27 protein-coding genes are annotated in these 21,657 nt (G+C 65.2%); 12 read left to right on the forward strand and 15 right to left on the reverse strand.

Translation table 11 applies throughout. The features are described from left to right. The first annotated feature begins 163 nt into the window (after positions 1-163). From WBN46_RS09645 to WBN46_RS09665, 5 genes are read left to right on the forward strand one after another with little or no spacing between them, the layout of a single operon-like run. Positions 164-1,888 carry a tetratricopeptide repeat protein gene (locus WBN46_RS09645; RefSeq protein ID WP_337731307.1) on the forward strand — a complete coding sequence of 575 codons (1,725 nt, stop codon included), beginning with the start codon at positions 164-166 and terminating at the stop codon, positions 1,886-1,888. A gap of 25 nt (positions 1,889-1,913) precedes the next feature. Further along, positions 1,914-2,432, forward strand: coding sequence for a molybdenum cofactor biosynthesis protein B (moaB, locus tag WBN46_RS09650; protein ID WP_337731308.1), 519 nt, complete (start codon positions 1,914-1,916; stop codon positions 2,430-2,432). Positions 2,433-2,448: 16 nt separating this feature from the next. Then, positions 2,449-2,784 (forward strand): helix-turn-helix domain-containing protein, encoded by a 336-nt coding sequence (locus WBN46_RS09655; RefSeq protein WP_142125884.1) that lies wholly within the window; start codon positions 2,449-2,451, stop codon positions 2,782-2,784. 28 nt (positions 2,785-2,812) lie between these two features. After that, the gene (ppk2, locus tag WBN46_RS09660) at positions 2,813-3,592 is read left to right on the forward strand and encodes a polyphosphate kinase 2 (protein WP_337731309.1); all 780 of its coding nucleotides are present in this window, start codon (positions 2,813-2,815) and stop codon (positions 3,590-3,592) included. 3 nt (positions 3,593-3,595) lie between these two features. After that, positions 3,596-4,000 (forward strand): hypothetical protein, encoded by a 405-nt coding sequence (locus tag WBN46_RS09665; RefSeq protein ID WP_337731310.1) that lies wholly within the window; start codon positions 3,596-3,598, stop codon positions 3,998-4,000. Between the two features lie 219 nt (positions 4,001-4,219). On the opposite strand, the gene WBN46_RS09670 is transcribed toward WBN46_RS09665, so the two are convergent. From WBN46_RS09670 to WBN46_RS09680, 3 genes are read right to left on the reverse strand one after another with little or no spacing between them, the layout of a single operon-like run. Continuing rightward, the gene (locus WBN46_RS09670; protein WP_337731311.1) at positions 4,220-4,486 is read right to left on the reverse strand and encodes an acylphosphatase; all 267 of its coding nucleotides are present in this window, start codon (positions 4,484-4,486) and stop codon (positions 4,220-4,222) included. Beyond that, positions 4,486-5,058, reverse strand: coding sequence for a TlpA disulfide reductase family protein (locus WBN46_RS09675; protein ID WP_337731312.1), 573 nt, complete (start codon positions 5,056-5,058; stop codon positions 4,486-4,488). The genes WBN46_RS09670 and WBN46_RS09675 overlap by 1 nt, the downstream gene beginning before the upstream one ends. Next, positions 5,055-6,332, reverse strand: coding sequence for a YihY family inner membrane protein (locus tag WBN46_RS09680; protein WP_337731313.1), 1,278 nt, complete (start codon positions 6,330-6,332; stop codon positions 5,055-5,057). Before WBN46_RS09680 ends, WBN46_RS09675 begins: the two co-directional genes overlap by 4 nt. A gap of 77 nt (positions 6,333-6,409) precedes the next feature. On the opposite strand from WBN46_RS09680, the gene wrbA reads away from it, so the two are divergent. From wrbA to WBN46_RS09700, 4 genes are read left to right on the forward strand one after another with little or no spacing between them, the layout of a single operon-like run. Further along, entirely contained in the window at positions 6,410-7,006 is a 597-nt protein-coding gene (wrbA, locus tag WBN46_RS09685) for an NAD(P)H:quinone oxidoreductase (RefSeq protein WP_337731909.1), read from the forward strand. Continuing rightward, a complete protein-coding gene (locus WBN46_RS09690) occupies positions 7,006-7,338 on the forward strand; it encodes a DUF2069 domain-containing protein (RefSeq protein WP_337731314.1) in 333 nt (110 codons plus the stop codon). Before wrbA ends, WBN46_RS09690 begins: the two co-directional genes overlap by 1 nt. Beyond that, the gene (locus WBN46_RS09695; RefSeq protein WP_337731315.1) at positions 7,338-8,042 is read left to right on the forward strand and encodes a hypothetical protein; all 705 of its coding nucleotides are present in this window, start codon (positions 7,338-7,340) and stop codon (positions 8,040-8,042) included. The genes WBN46_RS09690 and WBN46_RS09695 overlap by 1 nt, the downstream gene beginning before the upstream one ends. A 20-nt stretch (positions 8,043-8,062) precedes the next feature. After that, entirely contained in the window at positions 8,063-8,548 is a 486-nt protein-coding gene (locus WBN46_RS09700) for an asparaginase domain-containing protein (RefSeq protein WP_192201835.1), read from the forward strand. A gap of 141 nt (positions 8,549-8,689) precedes the next feature. On the opposite strand, the gene WBN46_RS09705 is transcribed toward WBN46_RS09700, so the two are convergent. Further along, on the reverse strand, positions 8,690-9,034 hold the full coding sequence (locus WBN46_RS09705) for a GNAT family N-acetyltransferase (protein ID WP_337731316.1): 345 nt from the start codon (positions 9,032-9,034) through the stop codon (positions 8,690-8,692). A gap of 427 nt (positions 9,035-9,461) precedes the next feature. Here WBN46_RS09705 and WBN46_RS09710 point away from each other — a divergent pair, with 427 nt between their 5' ends. Beyond that, a complete protein-coding gene (locus WBN46_RS09710; RefSeq protein ID WP_337731317.1) occupies positions 9,462-9,728 on the forward strand; it encodes a hypothetical protein in 267 nt (88 codons plus the stop codon). A 241-nt stretch (positions 9,729-9,969) separates the two neighbouring features. Here the strand turns inward: WBN46_RS09710 and WBN46_RS09715 are convergent, their stop codons facing one another. The 5 genes from WBN46_RS09715 to WBN46_RS09735 form a co-directional block, all read right to left on the reverse strand. Next, complete coding sequence (locus WBN46_RS09715; RefSeq protein ID WP_337731318.1) at positions 9,970-10,797, reverse strand: hypothetical protein; 828 nt, start codon at positions 10,795-10,797, stop codon at positions 9,970-9,972. A gap of 382 nt (positions 10,798-11,179) precedes the next feature. Then, entirely contained in the window at positions 11,180-11,362 is a 183-nt protein-coding gene (locus WBN46_RS09720; RefSeq protein ID WP_337731319.1) for a hypothetical protein, read from the reverse strand. Beyond that, the gene (locus WBN46_RS09725; RefSeq protein WP_337731320.1) at positions 11,356-11,589 is read right to left on the reverse strand and encodes a hypothetical protein; all 234 of its coding nucleotides are present in this window, start codon (positions 11,587-11,589) and stop codon (positions 11,356-11,358) included. The genes WBN46_RS09720 and WBN46_RS09725 overlap by 7 nt, the downstream gene beginning before the upstream one ends. A 95-nt stretch (positions 11,590-11,684) precedes the next feature. After that, positions 11,685-11,906 (reverse strand): DUF4287 domain-containing protein, encoded by a 222-nt coding sequence (locus WBN46_RS09730; protein WP_337731321.1) that lies wholly within the window; start codon positions 11,904-11,906, stop codon positions 11,685-11,687. A gap of 272 nt (positions 11,907-12,178) precedes the next feature. Further along, positions 12,179-12,613, reverse strand: a complete 435-nt coding sequence (locus WBN46_RS09735; RefSeq protein ID WP_337731322.1) for a hypothetical protein — start codon at positions 12,611-12,613, stop codon at positions 12,179-12,181. Positions 12,614-12,723: 110 nt separating this feature from the next. On the opposite strand from WBN46_RS09735, the gene legP reads away from it, so the two are divergent. Together legP and WBN46_RS09745 are read left to right on the forward strand one after the other, a co-directional pair. Beyond that, positions 12,724-14,028, forward strand: a complete 1,305-nt coding sequence (gene legP, locus WBN46_RS09740) for a Dot/Icm T4SS effector Zinc-dependent metalloprotease LegP (protein ID WP_337731323.1) — start codon at positions 12,724-12,726, stop codon at positions 14,026-14,028. An 11-nt stretch (positions 14,029-14,039) separates the two neighbouring features. Then, the gene (locus WBN46_RS09745; RefSeq protein WP_337731324.1) at positions 14,040-15,059 is read left to right on the forward strand and encodes an MvdC/MvdD family ATP grasp protein; all 1,020 of its coding nucleotides are present in this window, start codon (positions 14,040-14,042) and stop codon (positions 15,057-15,059) included. On the opposite strand, the gene WBN46_RS09750 is transcribed toward WBN46_RS09745, so the two are convergent. From WBN46_RS09750 to WBN46_RS09775, 6 genes are all read right to left on the reverse strand, one after another. Next, positions 14,986-15,312 (reverse strand): hypothetical protein, encoded by a 327-nt coding sequence (locus WBN46_RS09750; RefSeq protein ID WP_337731325.1) that lies wholly within the window; start codon positions 15,310-15,312, stop codon positions 14,986-14,988. The two genes, WBN46_RS09745 and WBN46_RS09750, sit on opposite strands and share 74 nt — an antisense overlap. Before the next feature lie 115 nt (positions 15,313-15,427). Continuing rightward, entirely contained in the window at positions 15,428-15,991 is a 564-nt protein-coding gene (locus WBN46_RS09755; protein WP_337731326.1) for a hypothetical protein, read from the reverse strand. Positions 15,992-16,042: 51 nt separating this feature from the next. After that, the gene (locus tag WBN46_RS09760; RefSeq protein WP_337731327.1) at positions 16,043-17,479 is read right to left on the reverse strand and encodes a peptidoglycan-binding domain-containing protein; all 1,437 of its coding nucleotides are present in this window, start codon (positions 17,477-17,479) and stop codon (positions 16,043-16,045) included. Next, positions 17,476-18,336, reverse strand: a complete 861-nt coding sequence (locus tag WBN46_RS09765) for a hypothetical protein (protein ID WP_337731328.1) — start codon at positions 18,334-18,336, stop codon at positions 17,476-17,478. The genes WBN46_RS09760 and WBN46_RS09765 overlap by 4 nt, the downstream gene beginning before the upstream one ends. Beyond that, positions 18,333-19,202: a hypothetical protein gene (locus WBN46_RS09770; RefSeq protein ID WP_337731329.1), complete on the reverse strand. Its 870-nt coding sequence runs from the start codon at positions 19,200-19,202 to the stop codon at positions 18,333-18,335. The genes WBN46_RS09765 and WBN46_RS09770 overlap by 4 nt, the downstream gene beginning before the upstream one ends. Positions 19,203-19,666: 464 nt before the next feature. Next, on the reverse strand, positions 19,667-21,457 hold the full coding sequence (locus tag WBN46_RS09775; RefSeq protein WP_337731330.1) for a S8 family serine peptidase: 1,791 nt from the start codon (positions 21,455-21,457) through the stop codon (positions 19,667-19,669). Positions 21,458-21,657: the final 200 nt, after the last annotated feature.

A 21,657-nucleotide genomic window follows, 5' to 3' on the forward strand; every position in this document is an offset into this window, starting at 1 on the left:
CACGTCGCGACATGGGTGCCCCTTCGCGACGGGCGTCACTCCCACATGCATCGCACGTGGCGCAAGGCTTGTCGCGCGCTGTCGATGATCGCTAGGCTGCCGCCCATGATCGTCGCCACGCGTCCCGCCAGCGCCACCTGCACCCTCGAGCCAGGCGGTCGCGGTGACCGTTGACGGTCCACGCGACGAGCGCGCGCGATTGCGGCTGCATGTACGGCAGGCGCCGCAGGACTTCATCGCCTGGGTCATGCTTTCGGATGCGGAGCTCGACCACGGTGATGCCGAGGCGGGACGGCGCGCCGCCGAGCACGCGCTGGACCTGCGCCCCCGCCATCCCGAAGCCCTCGCGCGACTCGGCCGCAGCCACTGGCTGTCGGGTCGGCACGCGCAGGCGGCACAGGCATTGAGCGAGGCCGCCGCGCAGGCGCCCCAGCACCCGGGCATCGCGTTGTGGCTCGGCCACGCCCTCGAGGATGCCGGTGAAGCCGAGGCCGCCGCGCAAGCCTACGAGCATGCCTACCGGCTGTTGCCGGGCGAGCCCATGTTCGCCGCCCACCTGTTGAACTGGCGCCGCAAGCTCTGCGACTGGCGTGACCTCGACGCGCTGTCGGCGCAGGTGCGGGGCGCGGTGCGCGAGGGTCGCGGCGTGGTGGAGCCGTTCGCCTTCCTCAGCGAAGACGCCAGCGCGCAGGAGCAACTGGCCTGCGCTCGGCAGCGCGCGCAGGCGCTGGCGTCGGTCGTCCGTCCGCTTCCGCCCGCACCGCACGCGCCGGCAGACGCGCCGCTGCGCCTGGGCTTCCTCTCCAACGGTTTCGGCGCGCATCCCACCGGCCTGCTGACGGTGGCGTTCTTCGAAGCCCTGCAGGCGCATGCAGCGGTATCCACGTACCTGTTCGCCCTCACGCCCGACGATGGCAGCCCCATCCGCCAACGGCTGGCGACGGCCACGCACTTGCACGATGTCGCGGGCCTCCCGCACGCACGTGTCGCGCAGGCCATCCGCGACCAGCGCATCGACGTGCTCTACGACCTGCGCGGCTGGGGTGGCGGCGGCACGCCGGAAGTGCTGGCCATGCGGCCCGCATCCGTGCAGGTCAATTGGCTGGCCTATCCCGGCACCTCCGGTGCGCCGTGGATCGACTACGTGCTGGCGGATCGCTTCGCCTTGCCCGGGACGTTGGTGCCGGCGTACAGCGAAGCCGTCGCCTACCTGCCCGGCGCCTTCCAACCGTCCGACACGCGTCGCACGATCGACACGCCGCCCCTGCGCGAGGCCTGTGGCCTCCCCGGTACCGGCGTGGTCTACGCCTGCTTCAACAACAGCTACAAGGTGAACCCACGCAGCCTGGCCAGGATGCTCGACATACTGGCGAACGTCGACGGCAGCGTGCTGTGGCTGCTGTCCGGCCCCGGCCGGGCCGACGACCGCCTGCGCGCGGCGGCGCAGGCGCGCGGCGTGGATCCGGCGCGCCTGGTGTTCATGCGCAAGCTGCCGCATGCGGAGTACCTGGCGCGCTACCGGCATGCGGACCTGTTCCTCGACACGCATCCCTACAACGCGCATACCACCGCGTCCGACGCGCTGTGGTCAGGCTGCCCGGTGCTGACCTGCCCGGGCGCGACGTTTGCCTCCCGCGTCGCAGGCAGCCTCAATCATCATCTCGGCCTGGACGAGATGAACATGACCGACGACAAGGCCTTCGTCGCGACCGGGATCCGGCTGGGACGCGATGCCGCGGCACGCGCGGCCCTGCGCGAGCGCCTGCGGGCCGCGATCGCGCACGCACCGCTGTTCGACATGCCGCGGTTCGCGGAAGGCTTCGCCGACGTCGCCTGGCGCATGGCTGACCGGCACCGCAAGGGGCTGCCGCCCGCACCACTCGACTGACCCGCGATTGCGCTACCCTTCGGGCATGAGCCATGCCGACGCCTTGATCCCGTTGCACCTGTGCGTGTTGACCGTCTCCGACAGCCGCACACTCGCCGAGGATCGCTCCGGCGACTACCTCGCCGATGCGCTCGCGCAGGAAGGACACCACCTGCATGACCGCGCGCTGCTGCCTGACGACCGTTACCGCCTGCGTGCGCAGGTCTCGCAGTGGATCGCCGATCCCGCAGTAGATGGCATCCTGGTGACCGGCGGCACCGGCTTCACGGGTCGCGACTCCACGCCCGAGGCGCTGCTGCCGCTGCTTGACAAGGAAATGCCGGGCTTCGGCGAACTGTTCCGGCACGTCAGCATCGAGGAGATCGGCACCTCGTCGCTGCAATCGCGCGCGTTCGCCGGGCTGGCGAACCAGACCTTCCTGTTCTGCCTGCCGGGCTCCACCTCGGCCTGCCGCACGGCGTGGGAGAAGATCATCCGCGCCCAACTCGACGCACGCACACGGCCCTGCAACCTGGCCACGCTGCGTCCCCGCCTGAAGGAATGAGCAAGGAGAGCCCGCCATGTCGCTCGATGCCACCCTCCGCCTGCTGACCAAGGCCAGCGGCCTGACCGCCGCCGATCTCGCCGCCGCCATTCCGCGTGCCGGCGTGACTACGGTGAAATCCTGGCTGGCCGGCGAGAAGCTGCCCGGCGGCGACCAGCTCGCCGCCCTGGCGCGTGCCTTCGGCGTCCCCGCAGGCGCGCTGCTGTCGGAACTGGCGACGACGCTGGATCCCGCGCGCACACGGGGCGAGCACGACCTGCTGGCCGCCTACCGCGCCCTCAACACGCGCCAGCAAGGCGCCCTGTTGGAAGTCGCGCGCGGCATGGCAGGCCATGCCCGCCGCAAACGCTGAATCCCCCCGCCACCGCACAGGACCCGCGATGAAGACCCTCAAACGCAAGGATTACGAAGCCCGGCTCACGCCATTGCAGCTCGAGCTGGCGGCGATGGCACGCTGGGCGTCGCACTGCGGCGCCCGCATCGTGGTGGTGATGGAAGGCCGCGATACCGCCGGCAAGGGCGGCGCCATCGGTGCGATCACCGAGCACCTCAACCCGCGCCAATGCCGCGTGGTGGCACTGCCGAAACCGAGCGAACGCGAAGCCACGCAATGGTACTTCCAGCGCTACATCACGCACCTGCCGGCCGCCGGCGAGATCGTGCTGTTCGATCGCAGCTGGTACAACCGCGCCGGCGTGGAGAAGGTGATGGGCTACTGCACGGACGAACAACATGCGCGATTCCTCGCGCAGGCGCCGGTGTTCGAGAAGGGCATCACCGACGACGGCATCCTGCTGTTCAAGTACTGGCTGTGCGTGGACCAGGCGCAGCAGGAAGAGCGCTTCGCCGAACGCGCCGACGAGCCGCTGAAGAGCTGGAAGCTGTCGCCGATCGACCTGAAGGCGCGCGAGAAGTACACCGACTACACCGCCGCGCGCGAAACGATGCTCAAGGCGACGCACACGAAGCATGCGCCGTGGACACTGGTCGACTTCAACGACCAGCGCACCGGGCGGCTCACGCTGATCCGCGACCTGCTGGATCGCCTGCCCGACACGCAGGTGCCAGTGGAGCCGCTGGGTCTGCCGCCGCTGAAAGGCAAGCTGCACAAGGAACGCTACACCGTGCTGAAACCGATCAAGCCGCAGCGCGGCGGCTGATGCATGCGGGCACTCCTGATGGCCGCCCTGTGGCTGGCGTCGTCGCATGCGATGGCGCAGCAGGCTGCCACGACGGACGACACCTCCGCGACCACGCTCGAAACCCTGACCGTCAGGCCGGATCCGGAAGAAGTGGTGGATCTCTACCGCTTCGAGAATCCCGTCGACGTCGCACCCACGGTGTTCAGCCGCCGCTGGAAGGAACCGGCCAGCCTCGAGCAGCTCGGCAAGAACGGCGGCATCGTGCCCGTGCTGGTCGGGTTGGCCGCACAGCAGGTCCAGAAGGGCGCGCGCAAAATCCCCGGCTGGAAGGAACCGGAGCAACCGGCGACCGCGCGGCCACCGCCACTGGACGAACAGCAGGCCGCGCGTGCCCTGCGCCTGCACAACGCGGGCGACCAGCCCTAGGCAATCGCTGATTCAGTGACCTCATTCTTGGTGAGCCTGTCGTAGACCCCGCTCGCAGCGAGCCTGTCCTAGACCCCGTCCGTGGTGGGCTTGTCGTGGACCCTGCTCATGGTGAGCCCGTCATAGATCCCGTTCGTGGTGAGCCTGTCGAACCACGAATGGCATCCAAAGGGCACGCCTGCCTGCTGACTTCGTTCCGCCCGCCCCGGTTCGGTCCGGTCAGCCCGTGACGAAGCCGTCGTTCACCGATCCGGTCCACGCATCGCGCACGACCGATTCAACGCGCGCGGCGGATGGCCCCTGGTGAAGCCACGCCTCCAGCGCATCGAGTGCCGTCGCATCGCCCTGGGCGATCACTTCCACGCGGCCATCGGGAAGGTTGGTGGCGCGGCCGGCCAGTCCCAGATCGAGCGCGCGCTCCCGGGTCGATGCACGGAAGAACACCCCCTGCACCTTGCCGCTGACCAGAAAGCGGGCGGTCGCCATCACGCCTTCGCTGCGGGACCGCCGGCCGCGGCGATGGCAGCCTCGATTTCCTTGCCGGTGACCGGACCCAGGAACTGCTTGGCGACCTTGCCGTCCGGCGCAATCAGGTAGGTCAGCGGCAGGCCGCGGGGCGTGGCGAAATCCGCCGGCGGGTTGTACACGTCGAGGATGGCGATGGGATACACCACCGGCCGTTCAACGAGGAACGCCTTCAGCTCGTCGGCTTCGATCTCTTCGTACGCCAGCCCGATCACCTCGATGTGGTCGTTGTCCTTGTCCAGCGCCGACAGGTCGGGCATTTCCTTCAGGCAGGGCGCGCACCACGTCGCCCAGAAGTTCACCACCACCCACTTGCCGCGGTGCGAGGCCAGGGCGTAGTCGGCGCCATCAAGCGTCTTCACCTGCAACACCGGGATGTCGACGGTGCGGTCTGCAGGCTTTTCCGCGGCCGGATCGACATCCTGCACGTGCGCCTCGATCGCCGGTTCCGCCGCTTGGGGGGGCGCCGAGCCGGCATTGCACGCCGCCAATGACAGCACGATGGCCAGCGACAGGGAGGAAACAGACTTCATGCAGGCTCCTGGTGGGATTCGGTGAACAGGTCGCTGACGCGCTTCTTGAGCAGTTCACGCAGCGGTACGCGCAGGTCATCCAACGCCATGCGGGCGGCGCGGCCGAGCGCATCGTCATGGAACGGCAGGTGCGCCTCGGCCACCGGCACGCGCAACTGGCAGGCTTCGTACAGATCGCACAGGGTCAGGTCGTCCAGGTCGCGTGCCAGCAACCACTCGCCTTCCTCGTCGCGGCGCAGCAGATTGATCTCGGACAGCTGCCCCAGCATCTGCTGGATCAGCGAATCGGTCAGCATCGGCTCCATCGCCAGGATCTGGTCGCTGTGCAGTCCCCGCCCCTTCCCGCGGGCCTGGGCGAAGCGCCCCAGCATGCGCAACAGGCCGTAGAGTTCGTAGCCCAGCGGCAACCGCAACGCGGCGGGCTGGTAGCGGAACGCGGCCATGCCCGATGCCAGCGAAGCGCCCAGCAGCACGGCGATCCAGCACAGGTAGATCCACAGCAGCAGGATCGGCGCTGCCGCGACCGCGCCGTAGATCTTCTGGTAGGTGTTGAAGCTGCCCAGGTAGGCGCCCAACCCCCACTTCGCCAGTTCCAGCAACACGGTCGCCAACAAGGCACCCGCCATCGCATAGCGCCACTTGATGGTCCGGTGCGGCACCACGCGGTAGATCACCACGATCGCCGCCAGTTCGATCAATACCGGCGCCACGCTGAGCGACAGCGTCTGCAACCAACGCCCGCCACTGGTCGCGAACACCGGCAATGCGTAGAAGCGCGCGGACAACGCCAGCGATGCGGCGGCCATCAGTGCACCCAGCGTCAGCACGGTCCAGTACACCAGGAAGCGCGACAGCTTCGGCCGCGCGCTGCGCACACGCCAGATGCGGTTGAACGTGGCCTCGATGCTGTTGAGCGTGATCAGCAGCGACGCCACCAGGGCGATCACGCCCACCGCGGTCAGCTTGCCGGTGTTGGCGAGGAAGCCGTCCAGCTTCTCCTTCAGGCTGACCGCCGCGCCCGGCAGGAAGTTGGCGAAGATGTAGTCGCGCAGCTGCGCGCTCCACTCCTGGAACACCGGGAACGCCGACAGCACGCCGAACACCACCATGGCCAGCGGCACCAGCGCGAACAAGGTGGTGTAGGCCAGCGAACCGGCGGCCTGGAACAGGCGGTCATCGAGGAAGCGCTTGGCCAGGAAACGGAAGAACGTGCCCATGCGTGCGCGGTCGCGCATGCGCTCTGTCCAGCGGTTCAACGAGTCCAATGGCTCCATGGGCGGAAGGGTAACCGATGCGTCATGGACGCGACATCACCGATACTAGGCACTTTCCCGGTGACGAAGACGGTCCGATGCCCGAGATCCTGGTGCTCTACTACAGCCGCGGCGGGTCCGTGGCGCGGCTGGCGCGGCAGATCGCGCGCGGCGTTGGCGAAGTGGACGGCATGTCCGCGCGCCTGCGCACCGTGCCGCCCGTGGCCGCCGTGACGCAGCAGGCCGCACCGCCGGTACCCGAGGAAGGCGCGCCCTACGTGGACCGGCAGGACCTGGCCGAATGCGCGGGCCTGGTGCTGGGCAGCCCCACCCGCTTCGGCAACATGGCCGCGCCGGTGAAGCACTTCATCGACGGTCTGGGTGCGGAGTGGGCCAGCGGCACGCTGGTGGGCAAGCCCGCGGGCGTGTTCACCTCCACCGCCACCCAGCACGGTGGACAGGAGTCGACCCTGCTGTCGATGCAGGTGCCCCTGTTGCATCACGGATGCGTGATCGTGGGCATTCCGTTCACCGAACCGCAGCTCAGCAGCACGCGCACGGGGGGCACGCCCTACGGCGCAAGCCACGTAGCCGGTGGCGATGACGATCCGCATCCCAGCGAAGAGGAGGCGGCGCTCGCACGTGCATTGGGGCGCCGCGTGGCCGACATCGCCCGTCGCCTGGAGACGCGCTGATGGACCGTTCGCGCCTGCTGCTGGCCGCGTTGCTGCAATTGCTGGCCGTCCTCTACGCGGTGTGGTTCTACGGCGACCGCCAGTACACGCTGGCACTGCTGGTGTTCGCCCTGCCGCCGATCCTGCTGATGATCGGCGTGATGGCGCGTCGGCGCGCGGCCGCGTTCTGGGCGGGCGTCTTCGCGCTGTTCTGGTTCTCGCACGCGGTGATGGTGGCGTGGGCCGATCCGGTGAAGGCGAAGTTCGCCTGGGTCGGCATCGTGCTGTCCATCGGCATCGTGCTGGCCACCAGCTGGCCCGCCTTCGCCAAGCGGTTCGGCAGGAAGGCGTGATGCGTTTCGTTGCTACGCTGCTGCTGTGCCTGCTGGCGCCCAGTGCATGGGCGCAGGACGCCCTCTGCGAGCCGGGCGATCCGGCACGCGTGGAGAACCGCGACGGCAGTACGTTGTCGCTGCGCGCCGAGTGTTCCACTCCCGCCACGCGCCGCTACGTCGCCGAGCTGACGTGTGCCGACGGCCTCGTGTGCGACCGCCTGCAGGTCGAGCAGGACGTCACCGAGACGCCCATGGGCCATGCCGGCCTGGTGGACCTGGACGGGGACGGGATGCACGAGGTGGAAGTCCGCGGCATGTGCGGCGCCGGGCCGAACTGCGAGGGCGACGTGTACCGGATCGATCCGGCCACGCGGACGCTGCGCCACTTCTTCAGCGGCGGCTATTACGAGTTGCAGGTCATCGATGGCTGGCTGGTGGAATCCGGGCGCAGCAGTTGCTGCAGCTGGGAATTCCACCTGTGGCGCCTGGAGACACCACGCGCCGGACCGCTCGACTACGACAGCATGGACCTGATGGTGCAGGTGGATGCCGGTGGCGACGACGACGGCAACGTCACCAGCGTGCAATGCACGTTCACCCGGCAAAGCGGCGATAATCGCGTGGTCGTCGCGCCGCCGTCGCCCGCGCTGGAAGCGATCTGCCGGCATTACGGCGAGCCGTACGACCTGACATCCCCGGATACAACGCCAGGCGCGCCGTGAGCGCCGGCAGGAGCATAGAGATGGACGAGCTGCTGATCGTCACCACCGGTGGCACGATCGACAAGATCTACTTCGACGACAAGTCCGATTACCAGATCGGCGATCCGCAGATCGGCATGATCCTGCGCGAGCTGGGGGTCACGTTCCGTTTCACGGTCATTCCGATCCTGCGCAAGGATTCGCTGCACATCACCGACGAGGACCGCGAGCTGATCCGCGCGACCATCGCCGCGCAGCCGACCAAGCATGTGCTGGTGACCCACGGCACCGACAGCATGGTGCAGACGGGCCATGTGCTGGCCTCCATCCCGGACAAGACCATCGTGATGACCGGCGCCCTCAGCCCGGCCCGCTTCCGCGGCTCGGACGCGGAGTTCAACATCGGCTGCGCGATCGGTGCGGTGCAGTCGCTGCCGGCGGGCGTGTATATCGCGATGAACGGGCGGATCTGGGATCCGGCGAAGGTCAGGAAGAATGTGGCGGCGAATCGGTTCGAGGCGGTTTGACGCCGTCAGGCCGGTGGATGCTTCGGTAACAACAAGGCCCGCTGATGCGGGCCTTGTGCTTTCACGGGAGAGGGCATTGTTCTGCGACTCTTACGACCCGATCGGAAAACCCACTCCGACCCCTGTTTCGAAGGGTCAGGCCTACGGCGGAGAGATGACAAAGGCGCAGAGGCTGGCCGACAGCGGGACGGCCTTTGCGCCCGTGGCCTCATAGAGCGCGATAGCCCTGTGGTTACTGGAACGCACATTGTTGATCACAAGCTCACGGCACCCCTTGTCACGCGCCTTCTGTCGCAGCTGCTCGATCACCGTACTTCCATAGCCACGTGAGCGCTGCCGTGAATCGATCTCGATCTTCTCCAGCACAAAGCTCTCTCCGGGCTCGAACCAGCCATGAGCACGACCTACCCGGCGACCATCGAGCCATGGCTCAATGACATAGTGCCGCCGCTGCTCGCTCTCTTCGAAGCGCCAGTCTGTTTTCATTTGGAGATCGTTTGCTTTCAATGGTTCTCTACTTGTCTGCTATGGCCGGACACCTGAGTCAAGCCGGGCCGCTCCGCGGCCAGGGCAAAGGGGGAACAGGGGTCCGGAAACGGCGGCTAGAGTACCTTCTCCGAGCGGATCCGCGCGACCAGCGCGGCGCAACGGACGCAGGTCACAGGTTGGGGTGAGCGCAGCGAAGCCCAACACCGTCACCCTACATCTGCACGGAAGTGTCCACGGGGCAAGCCAATCTGCGCATGCCGACAGTTCAAGCCCACTTCATCTTCCCCGCGTGTTGGGGTTCGCTAGTTCACCCCAACCTATGAACTGCCTAATAACCGGGGATCGTGCGGATGTACTCGCCATCCAGGGAATAGATGTGAAATTCATGCCCTCCCGGCGCAAATGTGCACTGAGGAGGACGCCCATGCAGTCGAGCGAACATGACCATCACGGTGATTTCGTTGTCTCGATTGATGCGGGAGGAGAACCCGCATTGTGTTCCGGAGCCACTGCAGCGACTCTGAAAGCCTCGCTCTGTCGCCGCCAGCGCTTTCTGCTCACCTGGCGAAAGATCTCCGCGCGACTCTCCGGCAGGAAAGCAAACGGGCACGGATTCCGGCGGAGCCTTGCCGCAACCGCCCAACGCTACGATCAGGAAACTGCCTGTAAGGATTCTCTTCATCTGGCATGAAGCCTATTGGAGCGATCCGCGAAGCGGGACCGCAGGTTATGGAGCGCGCAGCGAGTGGTCAAAGGCTGGGGGATGCATAGGTCATAGATTGGGGCGCGCGCAGCGAAGCCCAACAGCGTTACCGCCACCGTCATCTGCACGCAAGCGTCCACGGAGTAAGCCAACCTGCGCAAATCGAAAGTTCAAGTACCAGTCATCTTCCTCGCATGTTGGCGTTCGCAAGCTCGCCCCAACTATGCTCTCAGGGATTCGTTGATATGCGCAATGAAGGGATGTAAACATCTTCGACACCCTCAAGGAACTTCGCCAAGCGGCCAACCGGGGCAACGAACTTCGTTCTATCGATGAACAGGCGCCGAAGATGTTTCTTCCCCTCAAGAAATCGCCAATCTTGAATGGGCGCACACGAATCGATGATCAGCTCTTCCACATCATCGGGAACCGTTTGGTAGTCGAAGGAATCTTTTCCCACGAAGGAAACATCCAGCTTCTTCACCGAGCCGAGCCTTGGAAGCGCAGTCAAACTCCTCGCACGACTTATGCTCAGAACATCAAGGGATGGCACCCCGCCCCCTATGTCCATGCGACTGTCCGCATACCCAATCAACCTGAACACCTTGAGCTGAGCAGGAAAACCAAACCCCGCATCACCCAGATTTTTTCTGACACCCCAGAAGCTGACTTCTCGCAGAGAAGGCAAGCACATCAATCCGCCCGGATGGCTCTTCCACTGATACCCGAGAGAAGACAGCCTTTCAAACGATCGGAGATCCAGATCGATCTTGACATCCGATACTCCCAGCACTCGGGCATTCCTCAAGACCGTGACATCCACACCCTTGAACGATGTGTCAACATTCGAAAAGAAGAATCTGTCTAGCGATCTGACGCGATCAACAAATCCCCAGTCCACGACATCCTTTCCACCCACAAAGACGCCGTCACATAGTCCTGCGTCGCGAAGAGAGAGCGCCACTTCAGCGGCCTCATCCTCTCTACCGGGAAGAATCTGGACCAAGCGCTCGTCATGGCAGCGAAAATCATCGACCCTAAGAATTGCTGAACTCATTCGCGCTCCTTGACGTCCTTTCCATGAAGTTGATCTGATTGTGCCCGCATCTCGATAAGTTGCGCTCCGCCCAGCAGCCTCAGCCTTCCCCGCACTAAAATCGCCTTCCGGCGTTGCAGCCAATCTTTCGGCATCTCATGCCGACCTGAGGCGGTGGTGGATCGGACTGTACGGCCAATCCACTGCACGTGCCACGTAACTGTGCCTGTCCGGTTGATACGAACGCAGCCCATAGGTTGAGGTCAGCGCAGCGAGCCCCAACAGCTTCAGCCCTCCCCCGCAGGGAAATCGTCCTCGGACGCCCCGGCTTATCCGCCAGCATCTCGCCCCGCTGGATACACCGACGGATCGAGCTGTAAGGCCAGTCCCCAGCACGGGCCGCTTAGCCATGCTTCACCGGATTGATGTGCACGTAATCCACATACCGGCACAGATCGTCTTCGTCGGTGATCAAATGTTCCCAGAAGCGACGTTGCCAGATGCCATGCCCGCCCTTGCGGCGCCGCGTGGCGCGTATCCGCTCGCCCTTGGGTATCGCCTGCGAGAATCCCGCCTTGATCAGCATCCAGCGCGTGGCGCAGTCGCCGTCTCCTTCGGGGAGTGTTCAGACCGCGTGCAGATGGTCCGGCAGAACAACCCACGCCACATATCGAACGGATGCCGCTGCTCGACCAGGTGGACCGCAGCGCGCAGATCATCGATGCGATCCACCAACAGCGTGCCCGAGCGCTCAGCCAGGTTGACCGTGAAGAAGTAGGTGCTGCCTTCCTGGCAGATGCGCCGATAGTCCATGGCCCAGCATCGTTCCCGCATATTGGGGTTCGCACGCTCACCCCAACCTATGCCGCTGCCGCGAATGTCACGGCACGCGGGGCGAGCGTCGCTTCCTAATCCCCGCGCTTTGCCTTGTAATACGCCACCAGCGCATTCGCATTCGCATGCCCGTGGCCCATCTTGTGCTCCGTCTTCAACAGAGCCACCTGCTCCATGTGCTTGCGGTCGCTGACGGCGTCCAGGACCTTGAACCAGTGCTCCACCGGCTTGCCGTACTGCTTCTCTATCGAGGGGAAGTAGGAAGCCGGGCCTTTCACCTTCTCGTTCGTCGTCATGCATCGCTCCTCAATGGAATGAGGCAGTGGCCGCTACGCTGGCTGCCCTGAGCTGCCCCTGCCTATCCGACGAAGGAGTAGGCAGCGGATCGACACCGCCGGCTCCGCTCGGGCTGCCGGCAAGGAGGATCTCCCTGGTCGCGAACCTTCAAGGTGAGCTGACAGGGAAATTTGCCTTGGCATCGAGATGCTTTCACGTGAGCCGACGAGGAAATTCTCCTGCCGTCGACGCATTCCGGTCCGGGCACGAGGCTCTTCGCCTTGGCGTTGAATCATCGAGGTGCGGAAGCGAGGTTCAAAGACTCGGCGGCGAGGAAGATTTCCTGCGGCGACCGGAAGCGTGACAGGAAAACGTACTCTGCCCCCACTTTCCTGAGTCCTGTTTCCGCGGCATCCGGGATCCGGTCGAGGTTTTCAAGCACGCGGCGGCGAACTGTTTCCAAGCTGCCTGGCGCAGCGCGTTCATCCACCGCGCCCACTGCATGCGCGCGTGCGCCTGCGCATGATGTGGCGCTGCGTGCGCGCATCCATGTAAATGAATGTAGCTGATTCTCCTTGATGCGCTGACGAGCGGTATGCGACCGCTGGCCCTTGCCCACGGACCTGCGCGTTGTTCCCGTTGAAGCAGGGCGGTACACGATCGCCAGCACGTGATCCGGACGCGACACGTAGGCGCATGACCGGAGCGCGCCGCGCAATACACGCATCGCGCGCGCTCCTCCCTGCTGCAGCTGCGGCGCAGTCCTCCTCCGGACGCACGCGCCGTCACGCTCGCCCATCCACGGCGAAGGCAGTTCACCCGATAGGAGATCTGGACATGGCAACCAAGAAGACCCCGGCATCGCGCAGCGCAGGCCGCGGATCCAATGATGGCGGCAACGGCAGGACGGGCGAGTTCAGGGGCGCAGGACCCGTACGCACCGCACTGATCCGTGGCGACACCTTCGGCGTCAGGCCGGTGCAGTACGTGGAGGTGGACGGCATGGCGATGTTCGAGGGCGACATCGTCCTGGGCACCGTGGAAGAAGTCGAACGCATGTCGGACATGTTGCGCGAGGAAAGCGCGGCGGGCGTCGTGCACGCGGTGATGATTTCCGGCGCGCAGTTCCAGTGGCCGAACTGCCGGGTGCCCTTCACCATCGACCCGGCGCTGCCCAACCAGCAGCGGGTCACCGATGCCATCGCCCACTGGGAAGCCAACACCCGCTTCCGCTTCGTCGCCAGGACCACCGAAGCCGACTTCGTGACCTTCCGCACGGGCTCGGGATGTTCCGCGCAGGTCGGACGGCGCGGTGGCCAGCAGTTCGTCAACCTCGCGGCGGGTTGCACGCTGGGCAACACCATCCACGAGATCGGCCACGTGGTGGGGCTGTGGCACGAACAGAGTCGCGAGGATCGCGACATGTTCGTCCGCATCAACTGGGACAGGATCCAGCCGGGTTTCGAGCACAACTTCAACCAGCACATCACCGATGGCGATGACATCGGGCCGTACGACTACGGCTCGATCATGCATTACCCGTTGAATGCGTTCTCCACCGACGGCAGCAACACCATCACGCCCATCGGCACGGTGCCGCCGGGCACGACGATCGGCCAGCGCAACGGACTGTCGGCAGGCGACATCGCGGCGGTCAACTCGCGCTGCCCGGCCGTCACCATCAAGGAGCAGATCAAGGACAACATCGCCGATACCCGCAAGGAGCAGATCTTCGATACGCGCAAGGAGCAGATCAAGGATGTGCGGCTCGATACGCGCAAGGAACTGATCACGGACACGCTGAAGGAGCAGATCCGCGACACGATCAAGGAAGGCATCTTCGATCCCGGCCCCACCCTGGCCGAAAACGTACTCACGCCCGGCCTGCCGCAGATCTCGGTCAATCCGCAGCTCAATCCTTCGCTCGGGGGCGCGGCGCCGTTCGCCGTGGTCACGCCGCATCAGGACGGTACCGCCACTGGCGCGGCGGGCACGGCCGCAGAGCTGGACGGTCATCTCCAGCAACTGGCCGACGAACTGGGCCGGCTGGATGCCGCGCGCGGCTCCCTGCAGGCGCAGTACGACCAGACACGCGCACTCCTGGAGCAGTTGCTGCGCCAGGAAGACGGCGCGGCAGGCTGAAGGAGACCTCCATGATCGTGGTGATCTCCCACCCGGACGACGCGCATGCCATGCGCGTGGTCCGTTGCCTGGAAGAGCGCGGAGAACCCGTGCTGTTGCTGGACCTGGCCCAGCTCCCCCGTCGCGCGACGCTGACGGTGGACTATCGGCACGGGCCGCGCCCGCGTATCCGCTATCGCACCGACGATGGCCAGGTGCACCGGCTGGACCAGGCCAGCGCCGTGTGGTGGCGCCGGCCACAGGCGCCGGACCTGTCGGACGTGAGCGATCCGCAGACCCACCTGTTCACGGCCAATGAGTGGAACGAGGGGCTCAACGGCCTCTGGCAGCTGATGCTGGACGCGCGCTGGATGAACGACCCCAATCGCGACGATGCCGCCTCGCGCAAGGCACGCCAGTTGCGCGTGGCGGCCGAAGTGGGCTTGCGCACGCCCCGCACGCTGATCACCTCCGATCCCGACGAGGCGCGCAGCTTCATCAGCGAACTCGCGCCGCTGGACGTCATCTACAAGACGTTCTCGTGCACCCATGCGATCTGGCGCGAAACCCGCCTGCTGCAGCCTGCGGACCATGCGCAGCTGGATACGGTCCGCGTGGCCCCGGTGATCTTCCAGGAGTACGTCCGTGCCCAGGCCGACCTGCGCGTCACGGCGGTGGATGGCGCCCTCTTCGCTGCGTCCATCGCATGGACACCACGCGCCGGCTCCATCGATTTCCGCCGCAATGTGGGGGAGGCGACAATCACGGCCGAGATCCTGCCCGCCGACGTGCAGGCGCGCCTGCTGGCACTGATGGAACGGCTGGGGCTGACGTATGGTGCGATCGACCTGCGGCGTACGCCGGAGGGCGAGTACTACTTCTTCGAAGTGAACACGGCGGGCGAATTTCTTTTCATCGAGGATCGTACGGGCCTTCCCATCGCCTCGGCCATCGCCGACTGGCTCGCCGGACGTCCGACTATCCGATCCGACGCAGTTCCACGCGCATCCGCCCGGACGTTCGCGATGTCAGCGGATACGATTGCGTCGTGATGTAGTCGCCGGCCGACACCCTGCCATCACCATCCGCGTCGAGATGGATCCAGACGATGGCGTCGGCCGGCAACGTGTCCAGTCGCAGCTCCACGGGGAACAGCGAGGCGTGCAGCGGCACCTGGGTTTCCAGGCGATGCAGTACGCGCGCGGGCGCATCGGCCCAGGACGCATCGCGCACCTCGATGCGCAACGCCCCGCCCTGCGGCAGCTCGGCCCCGTCCATGCTTGCGATGTCCAGCCAGATGCTCATGGGGCCGAGTATAAGGAAATGCCGGCAGTCCGCGCCGGCATCGCTTGCCATCCGTCGGGCGGCGGCGGCACGTCCAATCCGACGATGGTGGACGGTGCATCGCCGGATTCCCTGCCTAGGGCTGCGACCTGAGCTTCGCCGCCCGGTACTGCCCCTTGTCGCCGGCACGCGGCCCGGCCGGATTGGCGTTGGTGCAGACCACACCCCCGCAGATCACCGCATCCGAGGCATAGAAGGCCTGCACGACCGGCACGGCGTCTTCATAGCGCTGGAGTTCCTCTTTCGTGGCGGACAGTTCGCGGCGGTAGTAGCCCAGCACCGTCCAGGCCACCAACAGCACCAGCAAGAGGGTGGTGCCGAGGGCGGCAAGCCACAGCCACACCGTTCTGCCCACGCTGCGCAGCTGCGCGGACGTGGCGGATACGGCATGGCCGTACTCGGCGGCAACGGGAGAAACCGCTTCACGGGCATCCCGCGCAATTCGCATGCCCGCGCCCTCGACGACAGCGGCGACATCGCGATGGAACTGGCCTGCTTCCTGCCGCAGCAACTGCACGTGTTCATTGATCGTCGCGCTCATGCGCGCCTCACGCTGGACCATTTCGGCACGCAGCAGCATCAGCGCCTTGATGGCATCCGATGGTGTGGCGGCAACCGGCACCGTATTGACGTCGTCCATGACACCTCCTTCTTCTCGACTTCCGTGTGGATGGGCTCTTCAGATGCTCAGCTAGCGCGCCATCTGCCGGTCCTGGGCCTGGGCCTGCTCGGCGGCCTGGTGCTGGGAAAGCCATTGGACTCCCTGTGCTTCCATGTGCCGGCCTTCTGCGGAGCGTGCGAACGCGGTTGCCGCTCGATCAGCGGCCGCACTATCGCCGGACAGGATGGCCGCGAGGTAGTTGTCCACCATCAATTCGTTGAATGGCCCGGGCAGGTCGCGATGCGTGCCCTGACGCTGATCTACTTCCCGGTCTCGCGGTTGCTGCGGTTGTCGGGCGTCCTGTAGCTCTCTGCGACGCACCACTTCGGTCGCTTCCTGCAGCCCTTGTTCCACCGCCCGGGAATTGATCGCGTCGCGGGTACGTTCATCGGCCAATCCGTTCGCGGGAGCAATGCCCGCGCCGTCCTGGAATCGGCGAACGACCTCCAAGGTGGCGTTGTCGTAGCTGCGACTGATGGCCAACGGCCGCCCATTGCTTCCGCGAAAGCCGAGCCCCTGCAACTGCTCCTGCAACTCGGCGACCGCATCGCCGCGCTCACCGGGGCCGAGAACTCCATCGTTCAACGGCCCGTGTAAATCCATGATGGTCTTGAGCCGGAAGTCTGGATTGGCCCGCAAGACATCGCCTCGGATCCGGTCGAACAATGCCTGATCCACCGTTCCGGTCGGCGGGTCGATTCCCGCCGTGCGCTGGTAGGTGCTCACGGCCTGTTCGGTCGAACGCCCGAAGTCGCCGTCTGGAGACAATCTCTGGCCCGCTGCATTCGTAATGTTCAAAGCGGCAAGGTACTGCTGCAGTTCGAACGCGCGCGCGTTGGCGTCACCACGCTGGAGCGGCGTATCGGCCTGGCGCGCTTCCGGCACCGGCGTCAAATCGACGCCATGACGTTGGACTGAGGTGACCAGATCGTCTACACCCGGCTCCCAGTTCCGTGCGAGTGCGGCGACATCAGCGGCCCGGTCGGTGCCGTTCACGATCCTTCGGGCGTTTAGATAGTCGACATTGTCGGCAGTGATGTAGTCGTCCAGTCCGCGCCCTGTGAACAGGCCGTCACGCATGCCGACAACGAGGACCCGGGAAGCAATTTCCGGTTCCGCTGCGAGGACGGGTTCACGCGCCAGCCCGTCGCCTCGCCCAAGCGATCCACCGACGTGTTGGTAGTTCCGCCAATGGGTGAGGTGTGCGTAACCGCGGCCGAAATATTCCTCGCCGCCCCTGTAGCCGTCTTGCTCATTGCCCTCATAGCCCTTTCGCGCCGCCTGCTTGCGACCGTGCGCCTCTTCGGGGCTGATGAAGTTCTGGCTTTCGTGCTCTGCGGTCGCCAATACGTAGGCGATCTGACGTTCATCCGTGACTCCCTCTTCCATACACGTCCGCACGATCAGACGCACTGCCTGGTCGCGGGTGATCGGGGAAACTGCACTGCGTCCGTATCCATCACTCATCGCCTTGGTTCTCCTTCCAGCTTCATCCATGAATCATCGAAGATCTCTTCACCCTCCAGGGCATGCTCTCCGCAGGTGGTGTAGTCCCTGCTCGCCAGCAACTCCGCAGTGCTGCCACGAATGCCGATCACCTTTTCGCCGCGATCGCATGGCCCGCTGCGATACCAGGCAAACAGGCGGCCATCGACGATGCGCGACAGGGAATGCCACTCCATCAGCTTCGCCAACTCCTTGTTCTCCACGAGGCGACGGGGCCTCGCGTCATACAGAAAGTAGGTGTAGGACGGATCGCCATAGGTGCCGTCGGAACCACTCCAGACGACCAGATCTTCGTATCCGTCGTCATTGATGTCGGACAGCATGACGCCGTGCCAACCCTCGGCGAACCCTTTGTCCAGGGATCCGCGATAGCCGGTCTCGTCAGGACTGTCGGGTGGGGGTGCCCTTGGAAGCCAGACTTCCGGCAGAAGCAGCGTCTGACGACGTAACGTGGGAGTCGAAACAGTCAGACGGACGTTGCTGCATATCAGCTTGCTGATCATCCGGCTGGAACAGCCATCCGACTCCAGGGTGATCAGCGCATCACCAAGGCGCATCTCCATGAACCCGTTGTCGTCGGGCATGTCCTCAGCGTGAATTTTCTCCACGGCAGATCGCTGGATGCTGTCGGATCGCGGCTTCAACCCGCTCTGACAACCCGGAAGTACGGTGAGGAGGAGTACGCTCAGTAAGATCTCTCCCCAGTACTTGTGGTGCTGCAGCTGGTCGTCGCGCTCTTTCGGAAATGGCTCGACTAGTTGGCACGCTGACGCGTGCATGTCGATATCCGTAACATCGCTCAGCTGGGGTTTGGTCATCGCGTCATCCTTCTTGGCTGGCGACTGCTGTCCTTGTCGACGAACGGGTCTTGGTGCTCGACTCGAGCTCGGTCGTTCTCACGACATCTCACATCCGGCCGCAGCAGATCGCAGTTGGGCAGGGGCCATAGCACTCGGGGGGCCCGCTGCCGGAGCTCGAAGCTCTTCCCATTCCAGACCACAAAACCAAGATGCAATCCATTCCCCAGTCGCTTGGTCTCTGGCACCCAGTCAGGCATCGGGACCGGATCATCGTCATGGGCGTCCGCCCGACTGGTAGGCGATGCATCCTTGAGAGGAATCGTCCACCGCATGACCGGCGCATGATCCAGTTTCGTGGTCTCCAGATAGGGCATGAAGGGCGCGGTCAGTGCCTGCTCGGCCTGCGTCATCGCAGGCTTTGGGAGGTACTCCCTGGTAACGTCGCGCAAACTCCCCTTGGGCGACCACTTGTAGAGTCGCGGCTCGGCATGCGCCGACTTGCAGGCTTCCGTCTCCACCCGATACTCGCCTTCCCGTGCTATCAAGGGATCGTTATCGATGCACTTGAAAGGGCCGATCACCAGATAGACGGTGTCGGACGACTGCGTCCCCTCGAACGAGCGCACCTGGATGCCTTCCAGAATATCGATACTTGCCATGAAGTCTGGCCGTTTCCCGCGCCCTGGCAGCGCCAGATAGGGCTGGGGTCGACGCGCCTGATCGGCTCGGACGTCAGTCGGCAGGAAGATGTGCTCTGTTGGGATGGCGACGAGCACTTCAGCGAGATGCCGGGGCAGCAAACCGAAGCATGCTCTGTTGAGCCCGCCATATCGTGTTCTTCCGCTATCGTCGCTGGGGTCTTCCGGGCACCACTCCGCACCCATGCCTTTCTCCACCGCATATGGAATCCAGGGATCGGGAGTAGCGGGAGGCGCACTCGGGAGCATCGAGCCAAGCGACATGGCTCCTGGGGAGAGCGTACCCGACTGATGGGATGCGTTGCGGTAACCAGACCCGCAAGCACTCACGGCCACCGCCATTGTGAGACTGACGAAAAGCGTCCTATGCATCTACAACCTCCTGTTGATTAACGCTGGCGCGCCGTCGCCGGTCCTTCAAGTCCGTGAGAGCGAGTCCGCGCTGACTGCCATATCTACATCAGTCGCTCATCGAAAGAATGTACCTCATCCTAGCTGACGCCAAACGTCGATGCGACTTGGCAGGAGTTGCAGAGAATGTGATTGGGGTGAGGTCTCCACCTCCGCTATGGAAGGTGACATAAAAAAAGAACCCCGGCCAAAGCCGGGGTTCTTCCTGCACCTCCCTGTGCTCCCCTCGGGGGCAATCCTCAGAAGGTGATGCTCCAGCTGTTGATGTAACCCGTGTCCACGCTCGCGCGATCACGCGCACGCAGGCTCCAGTTGCCGTTGAGCGCTTCGCTAGACAGGTTCACCGTGTACGTGGTGACGATGTTGTCGGCGCTGCCACCGCTGCGGTTGTGCACGTTGTAGACCGACCCGTCCGGCGCGATCAGGTCGACGATCAGGTCGCCCTTGTACGTGTGCACGATGTTTACCGCGACCTGGGCATTGCTGGGTGCGTTGCCGGTGCGGCCCGATACCGCAATGCTGCTGCTGACGCCGGTGGTGTTGTTGTCCGGGATGTTGTAATCGGTGGTGTTGGTATAGGTCTGCGTGCCGCCGCCCGGCGGCGTGCCGCCCTGCGCCGCCACCACCGCGCCATCGGCGTTGGCGATGCCCGCACCGCAACCGCCCGAGCATGTGCCCGGCAGTGCGCGCGCCGTGCTCTTCAACATGCTTTCCACCTGCGCCGGCGTGAGCGGTGAAGGCGCGGCGGCCTGCATCAGCGCCACTACGCCCGCCACGTGCGGCGCGGCCATCGACGTGCCGTTGTACGAGGCGTAGCTGGCACTGCCGGCGGTGGTGGTGCCGGTGTTGAGCGTGGACAGGATGCTCTGCCCGGGCGCGGAGATGTCGATGCCGGTGCCGTAGTTGGAGAAGCTGGCACGCGATCCGGCCGACGTCGTCGCCGCCACGGCGACCACGTTCGGGCAGTTCGCCGGCACGGCACTGGACACGTTGGTGTTGCTGTTGCCCGCCGCCACCACCACCGTGGTGCCACGGCCGACGGCGCCGTTGATGGCGTTCTGGTACGTGGCCGAACAGGTACCGCCGCCACCCAGGGACATGTTGATCACTTCAGCGGGATTGGCGTTGGCGGGAATGCCGCTGACCGTGCCGCCCGAGGCCCAGGTGATGGCGTCGGCGATGTCGGAGGTCAGGCCACCGCAGCGGCCCAGCACGCGCACCGGCACCACCTTGGCACCGAACGCGGTGCCGGCCACGCCGGTGGCGTTGTTCGTCACCGCCGCCACCGTGCCGGCCACGTGGGTGCCGTGCCAGCTGGAGTTGGTGACCGGCGAGCCGGCATAGCACTCGCCTGCGACGGGATTCCAGTCGCCTTCGTCGTTCGGGTTGGAATCGCGGCCGTTGCCATCGCGCGACACGAAGGTGTCGCTGATGAAGTCGTAGCCCGGCAGGATGTTCGCATTGAGGTCGGCGTGGTTGGTGATGCCGGTGTCGATGACCGCGACCACCACGCCCGCGCCGGTGGACTTGTCCCACGCCGGCTGCACGTTGATGCCCGACGCGGTGGTGCCGAAGCCCCACTGCTCGGAGAAGCGCGTGTCGTTCGGTGTCAGCAATGCGTACATGCGCTGGTCGACTTCGACGTATTCCACGTTCGGATCGGCCGCCAGCTGGCGCATCAGCGATTCGGCCTCCACCCGGTCCAGCTTGCGGTCGGCGCGCACGACGTCCGCACCACCCGCTGCCAGGCGGCGCAACTTCTGCAGGCCCAGCGCACGGCCACCGCGCTTGGCCACGCCGGTGCTGGCGGCCGTGCTCAGCGAGCGCTGCAACTGCGATGCATCACCGCTTTCGGCGCTGCCATCGCGGTATTTCACGATGAAACGATCGTAGCCGCCGGGTTCTTCCACTTGCAGACCGCTCATGTCCACACGACCCGCCATCGCAGGCAACGCATACAACGAGGCGATCACGGCCGACGACAGGCACAGGAGGCGGAGGCACGAACCACGCTTTGCAATTGCAGACATCAGACTCTCCCTCAAAGGTTGAAAGCCGCGAATGCGGCAAAAGCCCGGTCGGGGGCGCATGGCTGGCACGGGAGGGGGTGGACGGGCGGTTGCGTTCGACCGGGTACACGACCACGCAGTGCGTGGCGCATCCAGAAACTAGCGGAGCGCGACCCGATGAATCAGCGATGAAAGACACACTTCGCGACAGCATGTTGCAA

It is taken from the genome of Pseudoxanthomonas sp. CCNWLW251, assembly GCF_037402255.1.
In the GTDB taxonomy this organism is placed as follows: domain Bacteria; phylum Pseudomonadota; class Gammaproteobacteria; order Xanthomonadales; family Xanthomonadaceae; genus Pseudoxanthomonas_A.